At 69.8% G+C, this 16,939-nt stretch carries 15 protein-coding genes; 7 read left to right on the top strand and 8 right to left on the bottom strand.

Features of this window, described 5'->3' with window-relative positions; translation table 11 throughout:
* The first annotated feature begins 28 nt into the window (after positions 1-28).
* The gene (locus ACVBD7_RS05045) at positions 29-628 is read left to right on the top strand and encodes a TetR/AcrR family transcriptional regulator (protein WP_458096408.1); all 600 of its coding nucleotides are present in this window, start codon (positions 29-31) and stop codon (positions 626-628) included.
* 81 nt (positions 629-709) lie between these two features.
* On the opposite strand, the gene ACVBD7_RS05040 is transcribed toward ACVBD7_RS05045, so the two are convergent.
* The 4 genes from ACVBD7_RS05040 to ACVBD7_RS05025 form a co-directional block, all read right to left on the bottom strand.
* A complete protein-coding gene (locus tag ACVBD7_RS05040; RefSeq protein ID WP_458096407.1) occupies positions 710-2,398 on the bottom strand; it encodes a Na/Pi symporter in 1,689 nt (562 codons plus the stop codon).
* A 300-nt stretch (positions 2,399-2,698) separates the two neighbouring features.
* A complete protein-coding gene (gene purU, locus ACVBD7_RS05035; RefSeq protein ID WP_458096406.1) occupies positions 2,699-3,562 on the bottom strand; it encodes a formyltetrahydrofolate deformylase in 864 nt (287 codons plus the stop codon).
* 119 nt (positions 3,563-3,681) lie between these two features.
* Complete coding sequence (locus ACVBD7_RS05030) at positions 3,682-4,113, bottom strand: CBS domain-containing protein (RefSeq protein WP_458096405.1); 432 nt, start codon at positions 4,111-4,113, stop codon at positions 3,682-3,684.
* A 125-nt stretch (positions 4,114-4,238) separates the two neighbouring features.
* Positions 4,239-6,020 (bottom strand): glucan ABC transporter ATP-binding protein/ permease, encoded by a 1,782-nt coding sequence (locus tag ACVBD7_RS05025; RefSeq protein WP_458096404.1) that lies wholly within the window; start codon positions 6,018-6,020, stop codon positions 4,239-4,241.
* A 312-nt stretch (positions 6,021-6,332) separates the two neighbouring features.
* Between ACVBD7_RS05025 and ACVBD7_RS05020 the strand changes: the two genes are divergently transcribed.
* Both ACVBD7_RS05020 and ACVBD7_RS05015 read left to right on the top strand, forming a co-directional pair.
* On the top strand, positions 6,333-7,367 hold the full coding sequence (locus tag ACVBD7_RS05020; RefSeq protein WP_458096403.1) for a Bug family tripartite tricarboxylate transporter substrate binding protein: 1,035 nt from the start codon (positions 6,333-6,335) through the stop codon (positions 7,365-7,367).
* Positions 7,368-7,374: 7 nt separating this feature from the next.
* Complete coding sequence (locus ACVBD7_RS05015) at positions 7,375-8,367, top strand: Bug family tripartite tricarboxylate transporter substrate binding protein (protein ID WP_458096402.1); 993 nt, start codon at positions 7,375-7,377, stop codon at positions 8,365-8,367.
* A 546-nt stretch (positions 8,368-8,913) separates the two neighbouring features.
* On the opposite strand, the gene ACVBD7_RS05010 is transcribed toward ACVBD7_RS05015, so the two are convergent.
* Positions 8,914-9,579, bottom strand: coding sequence for a glutathione S-transferase (locus tag ACVBD7_RS05010; RefSeq protein WP_458096401.1), 666 nt, complete (start codon positions 9,577-9,579; stop codon positions 8,914-8,916).
* Between the two features lie 301 nt (positions 9,580-9,880).
* On the opposite strand from ACVBD7_RS05010, the gene ACVBD7_RS05005 reads away from it, so the two are divergent.
* Complete coding sequence (locus ACVBD7_RS05005) at positions 9,881-11,098, top strand: polyhydroxyalkanoate depolymerase (protein WP_458096400.1); 1,218 nt, start codon at positions 9,881-9,883, stop codon at positions 11,096-11,098.
* Between the two features lie 162 nt (positions 11,099-11,260).
* Complete coding sequence (locus ACVBD7_RS05000) at positions 11,261-12,478, top strand: MFS transporter (protein WP_458096399.1); 1,218 nt, start codon at positions 11,261-11,263, stop codon at positions 12,476-12,478.
* 10 nt (positions 12,479-12,488) lie between these two features.
* On the opposite strand, the gene ACVBD7_RS04995 is transcribed toward ACVBD7_RS05000, so the two are convergent.
* The gene (locus ACVBD7_RS04995; protein WP_458096398.1) at positions 12,489-13,943 is read right to left on the bottom strand and encodes a M81 family metallopeptidase; all 1,455 of its coding nucleotides are present in this window, start codon (positions 13,941-13,943) and stop codon (positions 12,489-12,491) included.
* 186 nt (positions 13,944-14,129) lie between these two features.
* Between ACVBD7_RS04995 and ACVBD7_RS04990 the strand changes: the two genes are divergently transcribed.
* A complete protein-coding gene (locus ACVBD7_RS04990; RefSeq protein WP_458096397.1) occupies positions 14,130-14,507 on the top strand; it encodes a YMGG-like glycine zipper-containing protein in 378 nt (125 codons plus the stop codon).
* A gap of 275 nt (positions 14,508-14,782) precedes the next feature.
* Here the strand turns inward: ACVBD7_RS04990 and ypfJ are convergent, their stop codons facing one another.
* Both ypfJ and ACVBD7_RS04980 read right to left on the bottom strand, forming a co-directional pair.
* A complete protein-coding gene (gene ypfJ / locus ACVBD7_RS04985; RefSeq protein WP_458096396.1) occupies positions 14,783-15,718 on the bottom strand; it encodes a KPN_02809 family neutral zinc metallopeptidase in 936 nt (311 codons plus the stop codon).
* Positions 15,719-15,854: 136 nt separating this feature from the next.
* Positions 15,855-16,286, bottom strand: coding sequence for an organic hydroperoxide resistance protein (locus ACVBD7_RS04980; protein ID WP_458096395.1), 432 nt, complete (start codon positions 16,284-16,286; stop codon positions 15,855-15,857).
* A gap of 197 nt (positions 16,287-16,483) precedes the next feature.
* Here ACVBD7_RS04980 and ACVBD7_RS04975 point away from each other — a divergent pair, with 197 nt between their 5' ends.
* Positions 16,484-16,909, top strand: a complete 426-nt coding sequence (locus ACVBD7_RS04975; protein WP_458096394.1) for a MarR family winged helix-turn-helix transcriptional regulator — start codon at positions 16,484-16,486, stop codon at positions 16,907-16,909.
* Positions 16,910-16,939 lie beyond the last annotated feature (30 nt).

Below are 16,939 nucleotides of genomic sequence, written 5' to 3'. Positions count from 1 at the left end.
GCAGGTCTCGTCAAGGCGTTTTGTACTAATGACTACAAAATCAGCGCGTCCCCGTGGCCGCCCCCGCCGCTTCGACCCGGAGGAGGCCGTCGCGACGGCCCAGCAGCTTTTTCGTGCGCGTGGCTACGACGCCGTCAGCGTCGCCGATCTCACTGAGGCGCTCGGCATCAATCCCCCTAGCTTCTATGCCGCCTTCGGCAGCAAGGCCGGCCTGTATGCCCGTACTCTCTGCCGCTACGCCGGTACGGAGGGCATCGCGCTGGACGAGATCCTTCGCCCCGGCCGTCCGGTGGCCGAAGCCCTGGTCGCCGTGCTGGAGGAAGCCGCGCGGCGCTACGCCGCGGACCCTGCCGACCCTTCCGTAGCCGGCTGCCTCGTTATCGAGGGTGCGCGCTGTAACGACCCGGAGGCGCGCCAGGCAGCCCGTGCCATGACGGCCGGGGCGGAGGATACAATCCGCCGCTTCGTCGCGGCGACGCATCCGGAAGCGGCGGGGCACCTGGCCGACTACGTCGTGACCGTGCTCACAGGCCTTTCCACCATGGCGCGCGAGGGGCATGGGCTGGACCGCCTTCTCGTTACCGTCCGGCTCGCCAGCCAGGGTTTGACGGAAGCCCTTCGCGGCTGAGGCGTCGGCGGCCGCAAGTGGCGCCGGCCAGTCTCGTGCCGCATTGCTGGGCCGCTGCCCTGGATGGGCGCGGTTCCCGCGTCAGGCGCGCGTGTCACACACCAGCTCCGCAGACGGCCGCAGGTTAGCGCCCTGGCCAGATGGTGAGCGGTCCGTGGCTTCGGCGGAGCCTTCGAGGCCGCGGGCCTCCGGCAGGACGAACAGGCTGCGGCGGAGGAGCCAGGCGGTCCGCTCGAAGAGGGAGGTGATCGAGAAGAGGAGGTTCAGCGCCTCGGTCGGCAGGGCGGTGGCCTGGCGGGCTGTGCGTCTGCGGAGCTCCTCCATCATGGCGGAGCGATCACCGGCGAGAGCGGCGAGGGTTTCGGAGTCGGCCGGGTCGGCGGAGGCGATGGCGTCCTGGAACTCGGAGAGGAGGAGGTGAAGGGCTTCGGCGAGGGAGTCGGCCAGCGCGAGAAGGGCGGGATCGACGGGGCGGGCGCGAAGGCGGCCGAGGTTCCCGGCGAATTCGGCGGCGGTTTCGCGGAGCGTCGCCAAAAGGGTGTTGAGATGGCCGATGGCGACAGCGCGCTCCAGCTCCTGCCGGGGGATCGTGCGGGCCAGCAGGGATTCGAGGAAGGTCTCGATCGCGCGCTCGACCTCAAGCCCGGCGGTGGAGAGGGTCTCGGCGGGGATGGCGTCGGCGGGGGCCCCGTCCCTGACCTTGTCCAGCAGCATAGGCAGGCGGCCGGCGAGGCGCGCCTGTTCATGCAGGGCAAGGTCGAGGGCTGTCGGGGCGTCTTCGAGCGCGCTGTCGTAAAGGTAGGCGGGGCGGGACAGGGCCTCGGCGGGAGCGGCGGGGGAGAGGCGTTCGAGCAGGGCGGGCACGTGGCGGCGCAGGGGAACGACCGTGAGCGCCGGCAGAACCTGCAGGGCGACAAAGAGCAGGGCCAGGCTGTCCGCGAGGTCCATCGAGGCAGGGAGTGGGGGCAGGCCGGGGATCTCGTGCCAGAGGAGGACGAGGGCGGCGAGCTGGACGGCGCCGATGCCCTTGAGGGCGGACTGGAACAGGGCGAGGCGGCGTGCCGGGCCGTGGAGGCCGCCGGCGAGAAGCATCACCGAGAGGCCGGAGCCCAGGGATGCGCCGCAGACGGCCATGCCGGCCTGGGCAGGGTCCAGCAGCGCCACATGGGCGAGCGAGATGGCCAGGATGGTGACGGTGGAGGAGGATTGCGCCACCAGCGCCAGGGCGGCGCCGACGAAGAAGGGCGGCCAGACCGCATGGGCGGTCCAGGCCATGGCCTGGCGGACGGCCTCCGTGTCGCGCAGCGGTGCGGCGCCGGATTTGAGCAAGGCGAGACCGAGGAAGAGCAGGCCAAGCTGGAAGATGGCGCCCAGCGCCGCCTGGAGGCGTTCGCCGCCCTTGGGGCCGAGGGCGAGGGAGAGGCCGGCGACGCCCAGCAACCAGAGGGCGGCGAGGCGGATGTCGAGCGAGGCCACCAGCACCAGGGCCGCGGTGCCGAGATTGCACCAGGCGACCAGCGGGAGGGCGCGCGCCAGGGGAAGGATGCCGGCCTGCACCATGGAGGCGGTGATGAAGGTAACGGCGTTGGAAGATTGCGTTAGCGCGCCGAGGACGATGCCGGTGAGGGCGGCCGATGTGTCACCGCGGGTGGCCTGGGCGACCGCGCCGCGCAGCCGGCGGCCGGCCAGGCGGTGAAGCTGGCTGCCAAGGCTGCGAACGGCGACGAGGAAGAGGCCGAGCCCGCCGAGGAGGGAGGCGATAAGGTCCACTCTGGTTCCGGACAGGGCTGAGACGGCGGCATCATCGGTGGTTGCGGCGCAACATGCAGGCCCGCTCTGCTGGAAATCATCAAAGTTTCATTCCGAGCAGGCGCAGGTTCCGGCCGGAAAGCCAAGCTTCAGGCATGCGAGGGCGCCGAGGGTTTGCGGGGCCAACTGGTGCTCCGGCCTCACTGGTCGTCGCTGAAGGCCCGGCCTCTGCGACTTCGCTATCGGCCTATCCCGCGGCAGCCACACAAGTGAAGTGAGCGGGAGCTGGAACGGAGAAGTTCTTCTCCCTCCAGGCCTTGGTCAGGTCCGGAAAACCACGGTGCGCGACCCGTTCAGCAACACGCGATCCTCGAGCTGCCAGAGGAGGGCGCGGGAGAGGACGCGGCGTTCGATGTCGCGGCCCTGGCGGATAAGGTCGTCGGGGGTGTCGTTGTGGGAGATCCGTTCGACGTCCTGCTCGATGATCGGGCCCTCATCCAAATCCGCCGTGACGAAATGTGCGGTGGCGCCGATCAGCTTCACGCCGCGGGCATGGGCCTGGTGGTAGGGGCGCGCGCCCTTGAAGCCGGGCAGGAAGGAGTGGTGGATGTTGATGCAGCGCCCGGCGAGCTTGGCAGCGAGGCCGTCCGACAGGACCTGCATGTAGCGGGCGAGGAGGACGAGTTCGGCGCCGGACTCGCGGATGACGCGCCAGACCTCGGCCTCCTGCTCCAGCTTTGTCGCCTTGGTGACCGGGAGGTGGTGGAAGGGGACGTCGGCGAAGTCGAGGTGCTGGTAGGTCTCGCGCGGGTGGTTGGAGATGATGCCGGCGAGTTCCATGGGGAGTTCGCCGAGACGCCAGCGGTAAAGGATGTCGGCGAGGCAGTGGTCGAACTTCGATACGAGGACCATCACCTTCTTCTTCTCCGCGCGGTCTCGAAGGGTCCACTCCATGGCGAAGCGGTCGGCGACCGCTTCCAGGCCGCTGCGGAGGGCTGGGACGTCCAGCGCGTTCCCGGGGTGGTCGAGGGTGATGCGGGCGAAGAAGCGGCCGGTCTCGACGTCGTCGTATTGCTGGGCTTCGCGGATGTTGCCGCCCCGCTCGAAGATGGTGGTGGCGACGGCGGCCACGATGCCCGGGCGGTTCGGGCAGGAAAGGGTGAGAACGTGCTCGGGGCGGGGCATGGCGGACCTGGGGCTGTCGGGCGCGCCGGTGATGCCGGCGCGTGCAGCCCCTTGCCATCACGGGGGACGGGGGACCAGCCCCCTTCCCTCTCTTGCCCGAACCTCCTCGCCCGGGCGGATCAGCCGGCGGCGACGTAGTCGCGGAGGGCGTCCACCTCGTTGACCGCGGCCTCGATGCGGGCCTTCACCAGGTCGCCGATGGAGACCATCCCGGCGAGTTGGCCGTCCCGCAGCACGGGAAGGTGGCGGACGCGGCGGTCGGTCATGAGCTCGAGGGCCTGGGTGATGGGTGTGTCCGGGGTGACCGTGTGGAGGATGCGGGTCATCGCGTCCGCGGCGGTTATGCCGTCAGTCAGCCCGTCCTCGCTGGCGAAGACGCGGACGATGTCGCGTTCGGAGAGGATGCCGATGGGCTGATCCTCGCCTTCCCGCACCAGCACGGCGCCGATGCGGTGGCGGACGAGGATGTGGGCGACCTCACCCAGGGTCTGAGTGGGGCGGACGCTCACCACCTCGGCCCCCTTGCTTCGTAGGATGGACGCGATCGTCATGGCCGTCTCCGTCATCCGCGGGCGGGCGCTTTGGCCGCGCCCGTCTCTGCCATGGTGGCAGCGGATGACCGGGACATTACAAGCAGAAAAGCTGCTGCCTCACCTGTGGTTGAAGACTGCGGCCATCAAACGGCGGCGGGGGTGAGTTTTTTCTGCTCGGCGCCGGAGAGCTGGGTGCGGACCAGTTCGGCGAAGCGGCCGCCCTGTTCCACCAGCTCGTCGAAGCTGCCGCGCTCGACGATTCGGCCGAACTCGAAGACGAGGATCTCGTCGGCGTCGCGGATCGTGGACAGGCGGTGGGCAATGATGAAGGTGGTGCGGCCGGTCATCAGGGCCTTCAACGCCTTCTGCACGCGGGCTTCCGTCGCGGCATCGAGCGCGCTGGTTGCTTCGTCCAGGATGAGGATCGGCGGGTCCTTCAGCAGGGCGCGCGCGATGGAGAGGCGCTGCTTCTGGCCGCCGGAGAGGGAGGTTCCACGCTCCCCGACCCGGCTATCGTAGCCCTGTGGCTGGCGGGTGATGAAGTCATGCGCCTCGGCCATGCGGCAGGCCTCCTCGAGCTGCTCCTGCGTCGCATCGGGGCGGCCGACGAGGAGGTTCTCGCGGATGGTGCGGTTGAAGAGCATGGCATCCTGGAACACCACGCCGACATTGCGTCGCAGACTGTCCAGGCTGAGGTCGCGCAGGTCGTGGCCGTCGATGGTGATGCGGCCCTCGATCGGGTCCCAGAGGCGTTGGAGGAGGGACATGGCGGTGGACTTGCCGGCACCGGTCTGGCCGACGAGGGCCACGGTCTTGCCGGGGGGCGCCTCGAAGGAGACGTCGTTCAGGATCTTGCCGCCGCCGGGATAGCCGAAGGCGACGTTCTCGAAGGCGACCGCACCTTGCACGCGCGGGATGTCGATGGCGTTGGGGTTCTCGGGGACGCTGCTGCGGGCATCGAGAACGGCGAAGGCTTCGCGCAGGCCGGGGACCTGGATCAGAAGGCGGGCGACGAAGCCGACCGCGCCTTCGAGCCGGCCGATGAGCATCGTGGCGAAACCCATGAAGGCGACGATCTCGCCGACCGAGGCCTGACCCCTCATGTGCAGCCAGGTGCCGAGAATGAAGATGGTGATGATGGAGATGGTGCTGGCCGAGCGTGTCAGGACCGAGACGACAGCCCACCAGTTGAGCACGGGAAACTGGTGATCGAGCACCTGGCGCATGATGTCGCCGAAAAGCTTTGCCTCGGCGGCCATGCGGGTGAAGGACTGCACGACGACGACGTTGGACAGCGCGTCCTGCGCATTGCCGGCAAGCTGTGACTGGAGGCCCTCAACCTGCTCCTGGGCGTCCTGAGTGCGGGAGACGACGAAGGTCGCGACCACGATGAAGATGAGGACCAACACCAGCAGCACGATCGCCAGCCGCCAGTTCATGAAGAATGTCAGCGGCAGGAGGACGATGCCGGTGATGAAGGTGACGAGGTGTTCGCGGAAGAAGGACAGCCAGATGCCGAAAAGGTGGTCCGTGCCGACGAGCATCACCTTCATCAGCCGGCCCGAGGCGGTATCCCCGTGGAAGGAGAGCGGCATTGCCAGCACGTGCTGGAAGTAGCGGTGCATGACGGCCAGGCGGTTGCGGTGGGCCATGCGGTCGGCGAGCAGGGAGACGGCGACATTGGCGGCGATGCCGGTGAGGCCGACCGCGGTCCAGACGATGAGGAGGGAGATGGCCTGTTGCCAGACCACGTCCTGCGGCAGGCGGTCCGCGCCCGAGAGAACGTCCACCACCCGGCCGAATAGGACCGGCTCCAGGAACTGCAATCCCGCCAGCGCGAGGGAGGCGAGGGCCAGCCCGATGGCGACCCACTTGTCCGGCGCCAGGAGGCTGAGCACGCGCGCATAGGTCTGGAGGAAGCCCATACTGATCCGATCCCTCGATGCCTTCGCCAGGCCCGTCCCACCCGCAACGCCGCAGGTGGTGGCGGGATGCAGTGCGTCGCGCGGGCGATCGGACGCGCAGGGAGGGCCGCTGGCAAGGGCCGGATGGCCGTATAGAAGCGCGACTCGGTGCTCATTCCGCGGCCGGGGTCGGGCGACTCCATCCTGGGGCAGGCAGGCCGTGTCTCACGGCTCTTGCAAGAGCTGTTGGGGCACGGCACCAATCGCCGGCTCGCCGCGACTCGGAACCGGGGCAAAAGACCCCGGCGCGGACGCCATGGAGGATGTCCCCAGATGACGTTGTCTCGCCGGTTCCCGCCTGGCGCGGGCCTGTCCCGCCGCTCGATCCTTGCGGCCCCTGCCCTTCTGCTTCCCGGTCTGGCGATGCCATCGGGTGCCCGCGCGCAGGCGTCCTGGCCGGCGCGGCCGGTGCGGGTGGTGGTTCCCTTTACCCCAGCCGGCACGACCGATGTTGCGGCGCGGATCATCTCCGAGCGGCTGCAGGCACGGCTGGGCCAGCCCTTCACGGTGGAGAACCGGGCGGGTGCGGGCGGCAATGTGGGGTCCGACGTCGTCGCGAAGGCGGAGCCGGATGGCTCCACGGTGCTGATGCAGACGATCTCGAGCGGGGCGATCAACTACACCCTGTATGGCGACCGCATGCCCTACCGGCCCGAGGACCTGACCGAGGTCGGGCTGGTGATCCGGGTGCCGAACGTGATCTTCGTGACGAATTCCCTGCCCGTGCGAACGCTGCGGGAACTGGTGGCCTATGCGAAGGCCAATCCGAACAAGCTGAACTTCGGTTCCTCCGGCGCTGGCACCTCCCTTCATGTGACGGGGGAGCTGCTGAAAATGGAGGCGGGGGTGCAGATCACGCATGTGCCCTTCCGCGGCGCCGGGCCGATGCTGGCCGAGGTGATGGCCGGGCGAGTGGAGGTGGGGGTGGACAACCTGCCCTCCGCCATCGGGCATCTGCGGGACGGCCGGTTGCGGGCGCTGGCGGTGACGACGGCGCAGCGCACCCCTGCCCTGCCGGACTGCCCGACCACCGCCGAGGAGGGGCTGCCTGGGGTTGAGGCGACCGGCTGGTTCGGGATGCAGATGCCCGGGCGCACGCCCCGGCCGATCGTGGAGCGGCTGGGCGCCGAGATTGACGCCATCGTCAAGGAGCCGGCAACCAAGGCGCGGCTGGCGGATTTGGGTGGCATGATGCCGGAGTTGACGCCCGACGGGGGCACGACACCTGCCGCCTTTACCGCCTTTGTGCGGGCCGAGACCCGGAGATGGGGCGATGTGGTCCGCCGGTCCGGCGCAACCGTGGAGTAAGCATCTGATGAGTTCCGGTTTCCTCTCCCGCCGCGGCGCGCTGCTGGCCGCGCCGGGGCTGGCCGTTCTGGCCTCGCCTTCCGTGCTGCGGGCGCAGCCGGCCTGGCCGAGCCGGGCGATCCGCATGGTGGTGCCCTTCCCCGCCGGCGGGGCAACCGACCTGACGGCGCGGGTGGTGTGCGAGCGTCTGTCCGCGCTGCTGGGTCAGCCCGTGGTGATCGACAACCGGCCGGGTGCGGGCGGGAATATCGGGACCGAGATGGTCGCGAAGGCGGAGCCGGATGGCTACACGCTGCTGACCTTCACCATCGGCACCGCAAGCATCAACCAGTTCCTCTACTCGCGGCTTCCTTTCGACCCCGCGCGCGACCTGACGAGCATCGCGCTGGTGAACGAGGTGGCGAACGTGGTCGCGGTGGCCGCGGATTCGCCGCTGCGGAGCTTCAAGGACCTGCTGGACGCGGCGCGCGCCAAGCCGGGCGACCTGAATTTCGGCAGCCCGGGGAACGGGACTTCCGGCCATCTCTGCGGCGAGTTCCTGAAGTTCAAGACGGGCGTGGACATCACACACATTCCCTATCGCGGGACGGCCACCATCCTTCCTGACCTGATGGCGGGGCGGTGCCAGATCGCGATCGACAACCTGCCGGGCTACCTGCCGCATATCCAGGCCGGGCGGCTACGGGCGCTGGCCGTGACCTCGGCAGAGCGCTGGTTCTCCCTGCCGGACGTGCCGACGGTGAAGGAGGCCGGGGTGCCGGACTTCGAGGCGGTGGCCTGGTTCGGCTTCCAGGCGCCGGCGCGGGTGCCGCGGCCGGTGGTGGAGCGGCTGGCGGGCATGGTGGTGGATATCTGCAAGGATCCCGCCGTGGTGGCTCGGCTGCGGGAGATCGGCAGCAACCCGAGGCCGCTCGGGCCTGCGGAACTGGATCGCTACATCGCGGCCGAGGACGCGAAGTGGCGGGATGTCGTGAAGGCAGCCGGGGCGAAGCTGGACTGATTTCCGGCGGACATTGCTTGGTTGTTCGGGACGTCCCGGGGCGAGGAAGAAGGAAGTCTTCCTCGCCCCGGACGCCACTCATCATCTTCTATCATTGGTTGAGAATGCCTCGCTTGCAGTGCGCCTCGGGTCCGCGGCTCGAGGCGATGGCGGTGGACATGCGGGGCAAGGTGTCGAGGCGGTGTACTTGATGGCCGCGCTGGCGGGCTTCCTCGACCACGCGCTCGGTCATGGCTTGGCCGAGACCCATGCTGCGGTCGGCGGGGAGGTCATTTCGCACCAGCCTTGCGGCGCGCGGGGGCCGAGGGGGCGCCGGAGCCATCGCGGGCCATGAAAGGTTTGCTGGCTGGATCTGCGTATTTTCCGGGCAGGGCGGCGAGTTCGGCGGCGAGGTCCTGTCTGCCTAGGTCTAGCGGACGGGACACGGCGTAGGCGGCCAAGGGGTGGGCGACCTTTAGGCGGTTGTCCCTGCTTCGGGCAGCGTGGATGGTGAAGCCGGGCATGGCGGCAGAGAGGCGGGGCTGCGGAGGATCGTGACAGGACGCCCTAGAATTCGGCGTCCACCTCCAGTTCGTGGATGGGGGGTTCGGGTTCGTCCTGGGCGGCGGCGATCCATTCGGCCATGGGGGCCCACTCCATGACGGTGCGGGCGTAGGCCGCGCAGGCGCCCTCGAGGGTGACGTCATAGGTGAGGAAGCGGGTGACGACGGGGGCGTACATGGCGTCGGCGACCGTCGGGCGGTCTCCGAACAGCCAGGGGCCGCCGGAGTGGCCGAGGCAGTCCCGCCAGATCTGGAGGACTCTGTCCACGTCAGCGCGGGGGCCGGACCAGATGCGGAAGCCAGGGCGGTGGGCGCGCAGGTTCATGGGGAGCGAGGCGCGAAGGGCCTGAAAGCCGGCATGCATCTCGCCGGTGATAGAGCGGGCCCGGGCGCGGGCGCGGGGATCGGCGGGGAAAAGGCCGGTGTCGGGGCGGATCTCGTTCAGGTATTCGGCGATCGCCGTGGTGTCCCAGATCCGCAGGCCGTCATGGATGAGGCATGGGATGCGGGTGGAGGAGGCCTGCATGAGGAGCTCGGCGCGAGCGGCGGGATCGTCCAGGTCCACGCGCTCGACCTGAAAGGCGAGCCCTGACAGCCGGGCGAGGAGGAAGCCCCGGAGGGACCAGGAGGAGTAGTTGCGGCTGCTGATGAGAAGCCGGGCCTGGTCCATGGCGTCTGTCTTCCTCCCTGGTGAGCGGGCCCGTTTGTCCGGGGCCGGCGTGGCAGCATCACGGCGGGGCTTATGCCAGAACCGTTCCAGCCGGCCCGCCAGCCGGGCAAGCCGTGGGGAAAAGGTTACAATCCCGAAGGTTTATGCGGCTGGGAAGGGTCCGTCGTTGACCCCTGGGCAAGGAGCACCCACGATTATGGGACCGTGATCAAACCCAGCACCGGTCGTGACCGTTCCAGGTTCATGCGCCTGACCCGACTGCCGAACACCGTATGACCTGCCCCATCCTATGATCTATCGCATGTGGCAGGCGCAACAGGACCTGCAGTTCCCCATCCGTGCTTTCGCCGCGAGCGCCGAGCGCATGCTGCGGCAGTGGGAGCCGGTGACCACGGCCATGCCGCTGGCGGCCCCCTTCATCCGGACTGCCGGCGCGGCTTTCGAGTTGGTGGCGCATGCCCGCACCAGCCATAGCCGGCCGGCCTATGGCTTCGCCCGGGTTCGGGTGGGCAATGCCGATGTGGCCGTGACCGAGGAGGCGGTGCTGGAGACGCCCTTCGGGACGTTGCTTCGCTTCGCCAAGGACACCTCCGTCCAGCAGCCGCGGGTGCTGGTGGTCGCGCCGATGTCCGGGCATTTTTCCACTCTGTTGCGCGGGACGGTGGAAACGCTGCTGCCCGATCATGACGTGTACATCACCGACTGGGTGAATGCGCGGGACGTGCCGCTCTCGGCCGGCGAGTTCGGATTCGACGACTTCACGGACCACATCATCCAGTTCCTGGAGGTGATGGGGCCAGGGAGCCATGTGTTGGCGGTGTGCCAGCCGGCGCCCGCGACGCTGGCCGCGGTGGCTGTCATGGCGGAGGCGCGGAACCGTTGCACGCCGGCGAGCATGACGCTGATGGCGGGGCCGATCGACACGCGGGTGAGCCCGACCAAGGTGAACGTGCTGGCGCAGTCCAAGCCCATCGAGTGGTTCGAGCGGAACCTGATCGGGGTGGTGCCGGAGCGTTATGCGGGTGCTGGGCGCCGGGTGTATCCGGGCGCTATCCAGTTGCAGGCCTTCATGTCGATGAACGTGGAGCGCCATATGAAGGCGCACCGGACGCAGATCGACAACATCGTGGCCGGGAATGTCGAGGCGGCCGCGGCGCACCGGCGGTTCTACGACGAGTATTTCGCGGTGATGGATCTGCCGGCGACCTACTACCTCGAGACCGTGCAGCGGATTTTCCAGGAGCATGACCTGCCGCGGGGCGAGTTGATGCATCGCGGGCAGCGGGTGCGGCCGGAAGCGATCCGACGGACGGCGCTGCTCACCGTCGAGGGCGAGCGGGACGATATCTGCGCGGTGGGGCAGACCATGGCGGCGATGGACCTGTGCCCGAACATCCCGCTGTCGATGCGGCACCACCACCTGCAGACGGGGGTGGGGCATTACGGGGTGTTCAGCGGGCGGAAATGGGCCAGCGAGGTCTATCCGAAGGTGCGGGCGATGATCGAGGCGAACTCCTAGGGTCCAGCGTCGTCCCGGACCCATCGGTGCCTGGATCTCGGCCGGCCTGATCCGCCTTGGCGGCAGGCGCTGCCTTGGCGTGCCGGGCGGGGCCCGGCACACTCCCTGCAGGGCTGGCGGCGTGCACGACCGGCTGCGCGGGGGAGCGGAACGGGATTGAGAGTGCCCCTGTGGGTCAGCGCCCTAGCCGCGACCCTGATTGTCCAGACCGTCAGCTCCTTTGCTTCCCTCGCCGTTCCGCTGCTTGGCCCGCCGCTGATGGAGCGTGCCGGCCTTGCGCCCGAGAGCATCGGGCTCGTCTCGGCCATGACCTCGGCCGGCATCTGCTGGTGCCTGGCCTGTGGCGGGCCGATGCTCGGTCGGCACGGGCCGGTGCGGACGTTGCAAATCGGCCTGGCCTGCATGGCGGTCGGGCTTCTTGTGCTGTCGCAGCCGCTTGGGCTGGTGGGACTGCTCGGAGCGCTGGCGATCGGCTTTGGCACCGGTCACAACACACCCGCGGGCAGCCAGATCCTGGTTCGCGCAGCACCGCCGCAGCATCGCACGCTGATTTTCTCGATCAAGCAGGCAGGCGTGCCGTTGGGTGGGGCAATCGCGGGGCTGGCGGTGGCGCCGCTGGTGCTGGCGCTGGGATTGTCCTTCACGCTCTGGGCCGTGATCGGCGTCGTGCTGGTCACGATGCTGGCGGTGCAGCCCTTCCGCCGGCGTCTGGACGAGGACAGGGGAACGGCGAGGCGGGGCTGGGCACGCGCGCTGCTCTCGCCCGCGGCGGCCGCGCGCTCCGTCGCTGTCCTGCGCGCGCATCCGTCGCTGCCGCTGCTCACCGGACTCGGTGCGTCCTTCTCCGTAATGCAGTCGTGCCTGACGGCCTTTACCGCGACCTATGTCGTTGCTCGGCACGGGGCTTCCCTGGCCGAAGCAGGGCAGGTCGTGGCCGTGATGCAGCTGGCCAGCATGGCGGGGCGGGTCGCGCTGGGATGGCTGGCGGACCGGATGGGCCATGCGCTGCGGCACCTTGTTCTTCAGGCTTTCGCCTCGGCCCTGGCGGTCGGCCTGCTCGTTACGATCGGTGGGCAGAGTTCATGGATGCTGCTCGGCTGCGCGGCGCTGGTTGGCGCCACCGCCATCGGCTGGAACGGGGTGCATATGGCGGAGCTGGCTCGCGTGGCGCCGCTCGCGCAGGTCAGTGACGTGACCTCGGCCGCCAGCCTGTTCGGCTTCGTCGGCTCGATCTGCGGGCCGCTGGCCTTCACCTTGGTGGTGAGCTGGACCGGCAGCTACGTGCTCGCCTTTCTGCTAATGGCTGCCCAGCTCGCGGCCTTCGGGCTGGCCAGCGCCGTGATGCTTCTGCGGCGGCGGGCGGCCGACGGGTCGCGTTGAGGGTGGTGCGCTAGCGGCGGCTCTCGACGGGGACGTGGCGGAAGGGCAGTGCGGCGAGGTCCAGGGAGGCGGGGCCGGGGCAGTCGCATTCGACGATGAGGGAGCAGCGCTCCGCGAAAGCGGCGCGGAAGTGGTTCTTGCCCTTGTTGGCCATCAGGCGGGTCGTGGCCAGGTCGATGCCGTGGAGGGTGAAGAAGGCGGGGTCGACGGCGGCTTCCTTGCGGGTGGTAAGGATGACGCGGAGGCCGTTCGCACGGAGGACGGCGGTGGGGCCAAGATCCACGGGGGAGCCGCGCTCCATCGGGCCCTTGTTGGTAAAGCGGCCGTCGGTGAGGCGCTCGACAATGCCGGTAAAGGGGACCGGGGGGCCGAAGGTGTCGGTCACCTGCGCGCCGAGGGGGCGGGTGATGGTGGCCCCCTCCCCTGCGGCGATCGCGGCACGGACGGCGGCGGGGTCGTTCAGGAAGGCGAAGACCGTGGGGACCTCGGGCGGGTGTTCGACGAGGAGGCGGAGGAGCTCGGGCGTATCGGCGATACCGCCGGAGAAGGGGTTGTCGGCGGGGTCCAGCAGGGCGACGAGGCCGGGCGGGCCGGCGAGCGCGCGGGCCAGGGCATCGGCGGGGCTGGGCAGGGTGACGGCAAAGCGGGGGCGGCGGGCCTCGATGGCTTCGGCGATGCGGGTGGCTGCGAACTGGGCCGCGGCGGGGTCGGCGGCCCAGGCCATACCGGAGGGGCCGGCATGGGGGCTGTCGCCCCAGGCGAAGCCGCCGAAGGGGAAGGCTTCGCAGACGCTGCCCTCCTCCAGCTCGTTGGAGAGGGCCCAGACCTCGGCCATCGGGCCTTCGGCAGAGCGCATGTGGAAGGAGTGGAGGACGGCAGGGCGCTTGGCGACGGCGCCGTGCATGGGTGCGCCGCCGCCGATGCGGCGTTCCAGCATGCCGAGGGCGCGGGCGGCGGCCACGTCCATGTCAGTGTGGGGGTAGGAGCGGTAGGCGCTGGCGCCGTCGAGCAGGGTGGCGGCTTCCTCGGCCATGTTGGCGTGGAAGTCGAAGGAGGCGGTGAGCGGGATATTGCGCCCGATGGCGGCGCGGACGGCGCGGAGGATGGTGAGGTCGGCCTGCGGATCGGATTCCGTGACGCAGGCGCCGTGGAGCGAAAGATAGACGCCGTCGAAGGCGCCGGTGCGAAGCGGGGGCAGGATTTCGTTGAGCCAGGTCGCCAGGACATCGTCCGTCATGGGACCGCCGGGCTGCGCGCTGGCGCAGCGGAGGATTTCCGCGGACCAGGCCGGGCGGGCGGCGAGGAAGGCGGCAACGGCGCCGAGTTCCGTCGAGGTTCCGGCGTAGCGGGTGAGCGCCTGCTGCCCGTCCACCCATTCACGGGAGAGGAAGGCATCCATGCCCGTGGGGATAGGGGTGAAGGAGTTCCCCTCAAACCAGAGGCGGGCGACGGCGATCTTCGGCATAGGCGGAAGCTTAGCCCGGGCGCGTGGCGGGCCGCCAAGGGTGCGGGGCGCGGTCTGCGAGGCGTGGAGCGAAACGGCCCGAAATCGGGCGGGGCCACCACGATCCCGCCGCCTTCGGGGCTGAGAGTATGAAGGAACGGTGGACCGGCCTGGCCGTTACCTCAGGCCTGAACCCTTCCGAAGGAGATGTCCGTGAACCGCATGTCGAAATCCTGCCTCGTCGCGCTGGCCCTCGGCGCGAGCCTGACGGCCTGCACCAATCCCTACGATCCCGGCCAGCGCGCGGTGGGCGGCGCGGCGATCGGCGCCGGCAGCGGCGCGGCGCTGGGTGCTATTGCCGGCGGTGGCCGTGGTGCCGCGATCGGCGCGGTGGCCGGTGGCGCCCTGGGCGCGATCGGTGGGGCGGCGACGACGCCGCAGCCGGTGCAGCCAGCCTATGGCTATGCGCCTCAGGCGCCGGCCTACTATGCGGCGCCCGCGCCCGGGTATTACGCGGCTCCGGCGCCGGCGCCGGGTTACTACGTGCCGGCCGCGCCGCCGCCAGCCTATTACCGGCCGTACTAATCCCGTCCGGGGATGCTGGAGAGGGCGCTGCCCTCTCCAGACCTCGCCCGCCGGGGGCCTGAGGCCCTTGGACTCCTGCCTGGCTGCCGCGGATGGGCGAGATAAGGCGTGTTTGTTTTCAGGACACGCGCCCTGTCCTGTCAGTCGCCCCGGGTCGCGGACCTGAGGCGCATCGTTGGCGAAGCACTCGAACCTGTAGAAAAAGATGATCGGTCGAAGGCACTGTCTTCGAGCGATCTGGGGGAGGAAGAATTCCTTCGTCCTCCCCCAGATACTCAGCCCGCAAATGTATCGCACTGCCTCACATCGCCGGACTCTAGACCGCGGCGGAACCACTGGGTGCGCTGGCGGGAGCTGCCATGGGTGAAGCTCTCGGGACGGATACGGCCGCCGGTGACGCGATCGTCGCCCACGGCGGCGGCGGCGTTCAGGCCTTCCTCGATATCGCCCTGCTCCAGGATCTGGCGGGACCGGTTGGCCTGATTGGCCCAGACGCCGGCGAAGCAGTCGGCCTGGAGTTCCACGCGAACCTGAAGCTGGTTGCGCTCAGCCCCGTCGGCCTGGGCCTGGGCGCGCTGGACCTGGGGGAGGACGCCCAGCAGGTTCTGGACGTGGTGGCCGACCTCATGGGCGACGATATAGGCGGCCGCGAAGTCGCCCGTGGCGCCAAGCTGGCGCTGAAGGCGCGCCATGAATTCAAGGTCGATGTAAACGCGGCGGTCCTGCGGGCAGTAGAAGGGGCCGGTCTGGGCCTGGGCCGCGCCGCAGCCGGACTGGGTGGCGCCGGAGAAGAGGACGAGGACGGGTTCCTCGTAGCGGCGGCCGAGGCGCTGGAACTGCTCGTTCCAGACCTGCTCCGTCTCGCCGAGGACCTGGGCGATGAAGCGGCGACCCTCATCCTCGCCTGCCGGGGCACGGGCCTGGCCCTGGGCGGCGGGGGCGCGCGGCGTGCCGGGATTGCCGGCTTGGCGGCCCTCGTTCGGATCGAAGCGGCGCTCCTGGGGGGCGGTCTGGGGCTCGGGGGCCACGCCGCCGCCGAGGATCACCGAGGGATCGACGCCGAGGAGAAGGGCGACGACCAGCAGCACGACGCCGCCGATCCCACCCACTGCGATGCCGCCGCCGCGGCCACCGCCGAATCCGCCGCCAAAGCCACCACCGCTGCCGCGGCGATCCTCGACGTTCTGGCTTTCGGGTCCGTCGAGGCGCATGGCGTAATGGCTTCCTGGCTTGGGGGCGGACGGCCAACGCCGGCCCGCGGCCAGGGGTTGCGGGAACGGGCCCACCGGGCGGAACGGCGCGGCACCGTCATGGCGCCGCGCCGTGGGTCGGGCAGGCTATTCGGCGTCAGGCCTGGGCGAGGGTGAGCTTGACGTCGATGTTGCCGCGGGTGGCGTTGGAGTACGGGCAGACCTGGTGCGCCTTGTCGACGAGGGTCTGCGCCTCCTCGGGGGCGATCCCGGGCAGGGAGACGGTCAGCGCGGCCTCAAGACCGAAGCCGCCGGCGGCACGGGGGCCGATGCCGATCTCGGCGGTGACGGAGGCGTCGGACGGGATCTTCGGGCCGCCCTGGCTTGCCACGAACTTCAGCGCGCCGAGGAAGCAGGCGGAGTAGCCGGCCGCGAAGAGCTGCTCGGGGTTGTTACCGGTGCCGCCGGCGCCGCCCAGCTCGCGCGGGGTGGCCAGGGTGACGTCCAGCGCGCCATCGGCGGTGCGGGCGCGGCCGTCGCGGCCGCCCGTGGCGGTGGCGGTGGCGCGGTAGAGGACATTGACGGACATGATCGGGGGTCTCCTGCCCTGGCCACGCGGCGCTGGGCTGCCGGATCTATCGCATCCAATTCGGTCGCGCGCGACTATATCGAGCGCATGATTGCCATGTTTGGATCGCGCAACTAAGGGCTTAGGGCGCGTCGTAAAGGCAGGCGCTTCGCATGGAGGCGTCCCTGTCCGCTCGGCATTCCCCTTCCCGACTTCCCTTGCCCGGCGATCTGCTCTGCTTCTCGGTCTATGCCGCCGGGCACGCGCTGAACCGCGTGTACAAGCCGCTGCTTGATCCGCTTGGCCTGACCTATCCGCAATACCTGGTCATGCTCGGGCTTTGGGCGGAGGACGGGCTGACGGTGGGGCAGATCGGGGCGCAGCTGTATCTGGAGAGCAGCACGGTCACGCCGCTGCTGAAGCGGCTGGAGGCGGCGGGGCTGGTCCGGCGGGCGCGGGACGAGGTGGATGAGCGGGTGGTGCGGGCCTGGTTGACTGAGGCCGGGGATGCGCTGCGCGCTCGGGCCGGGGCGATCCCGGACTGCATCGTGGGCGCGACGGGGATGGACGCGGAAGGGGCCGAGCGGCTTCGGGCCGAGGTGGAGCGGCTGCGGGCGGCGCTGGAGGAGAGCGGCTGGGCCTGAGTTGGCGGCCGCCATGGTGCGGCCGGCCTT

It is taken from the genome of Roseomonas sp. WA12, from assembly GCF_054165765.1.
This window is presented reverse-complemented; position numbering and strand designations above follow the sequence as displayed.

Coding starts and splice junctions, on each gene's coding strand:
- ACVBD7_RS05045 (WP_458096408.1), top strand. CDS start 29: ATGACTACAAAATCAGCGCGTCCCCGTGGCCGCCCCCGCCGCTTCGAC.
- purU (WP_458096406.1), bottom strand. CDS start 3,562: ATGCCCCGCCCCGAGCACGTTCTCACCCTTTCCTGCCCGAACCGCCCG.
- ACVBD7_RS05030 (WP_458096405.1), bottom strand. CDS start 4,113: ATGACGATCGCGTCCATCCTACGAAGCAAGGGGGCCGAGGTGGTGAGC.
- ACVBD7_RS05025 (WP_458096404.1), bottom strand. CDS start 6,020: ATGGGCTTCCTCCAGACCTATGCGCGCGTGCTCAGCCTCCTGGCGCCG.
- ACVBD7_RS05020 (WP_458096403.1), top strand. CDS start 6,333: ATGACGTTGTCTCGCCGGTTCCCGCCTGGCGCGGGCCTGTCCCGCCGC.
- ACVBD7_RS05015 (WP_458096402.1), top strand. CDS start 7,375: ATGAGTTCCGGTTTCCTCTCCCGCCGCGGCGCGCTGCTGGCCGCGCCG.
- ACVBD7_RS05010 (WP_458096401.1), bottom strand. CDS start 9,579: ATGGACCAGGCCCGGCTTCTCATCAGCAGCCGCAACTACTCCTCCTGG.
- ACVBD7_RS05005 (WP_458096400.1), top strand. CDS start 9,881: ATGTGGCAGGCGCAACAGGACCTGCAGTTCCCCATCCGTGCTTTCGCC.
- ACVBD7_RS04995 (WP_458096398.1), bottom strand. CDS start 13,943: ATGCCGAAGATCGCCGTCGCCCGCCTCTGGTTTGAGGGGAACTCCTTC.
- ACVBD7_RS04990 (WP_458096397.1), top strand. CDS start 14,130: ATGTCCGTGAACCGCATGTCGAAATCCTGCCTCGTCGCGCTGGCCCTC.
- ypfJ (WP_458096396.1), bottom strand. CDS start 15,718: ATGCGCCTCGACGGACCCGAAAGCCAGAACGTCGAGGATCGCCGCGGC.
- ACVBD7_RS04980 (WP_458096395.1), bottom strand. CDS start 16,286: ATGTCCGTCAATGTCCTCTACCGCGCCACCGCCACCGCCACGGGCGGC.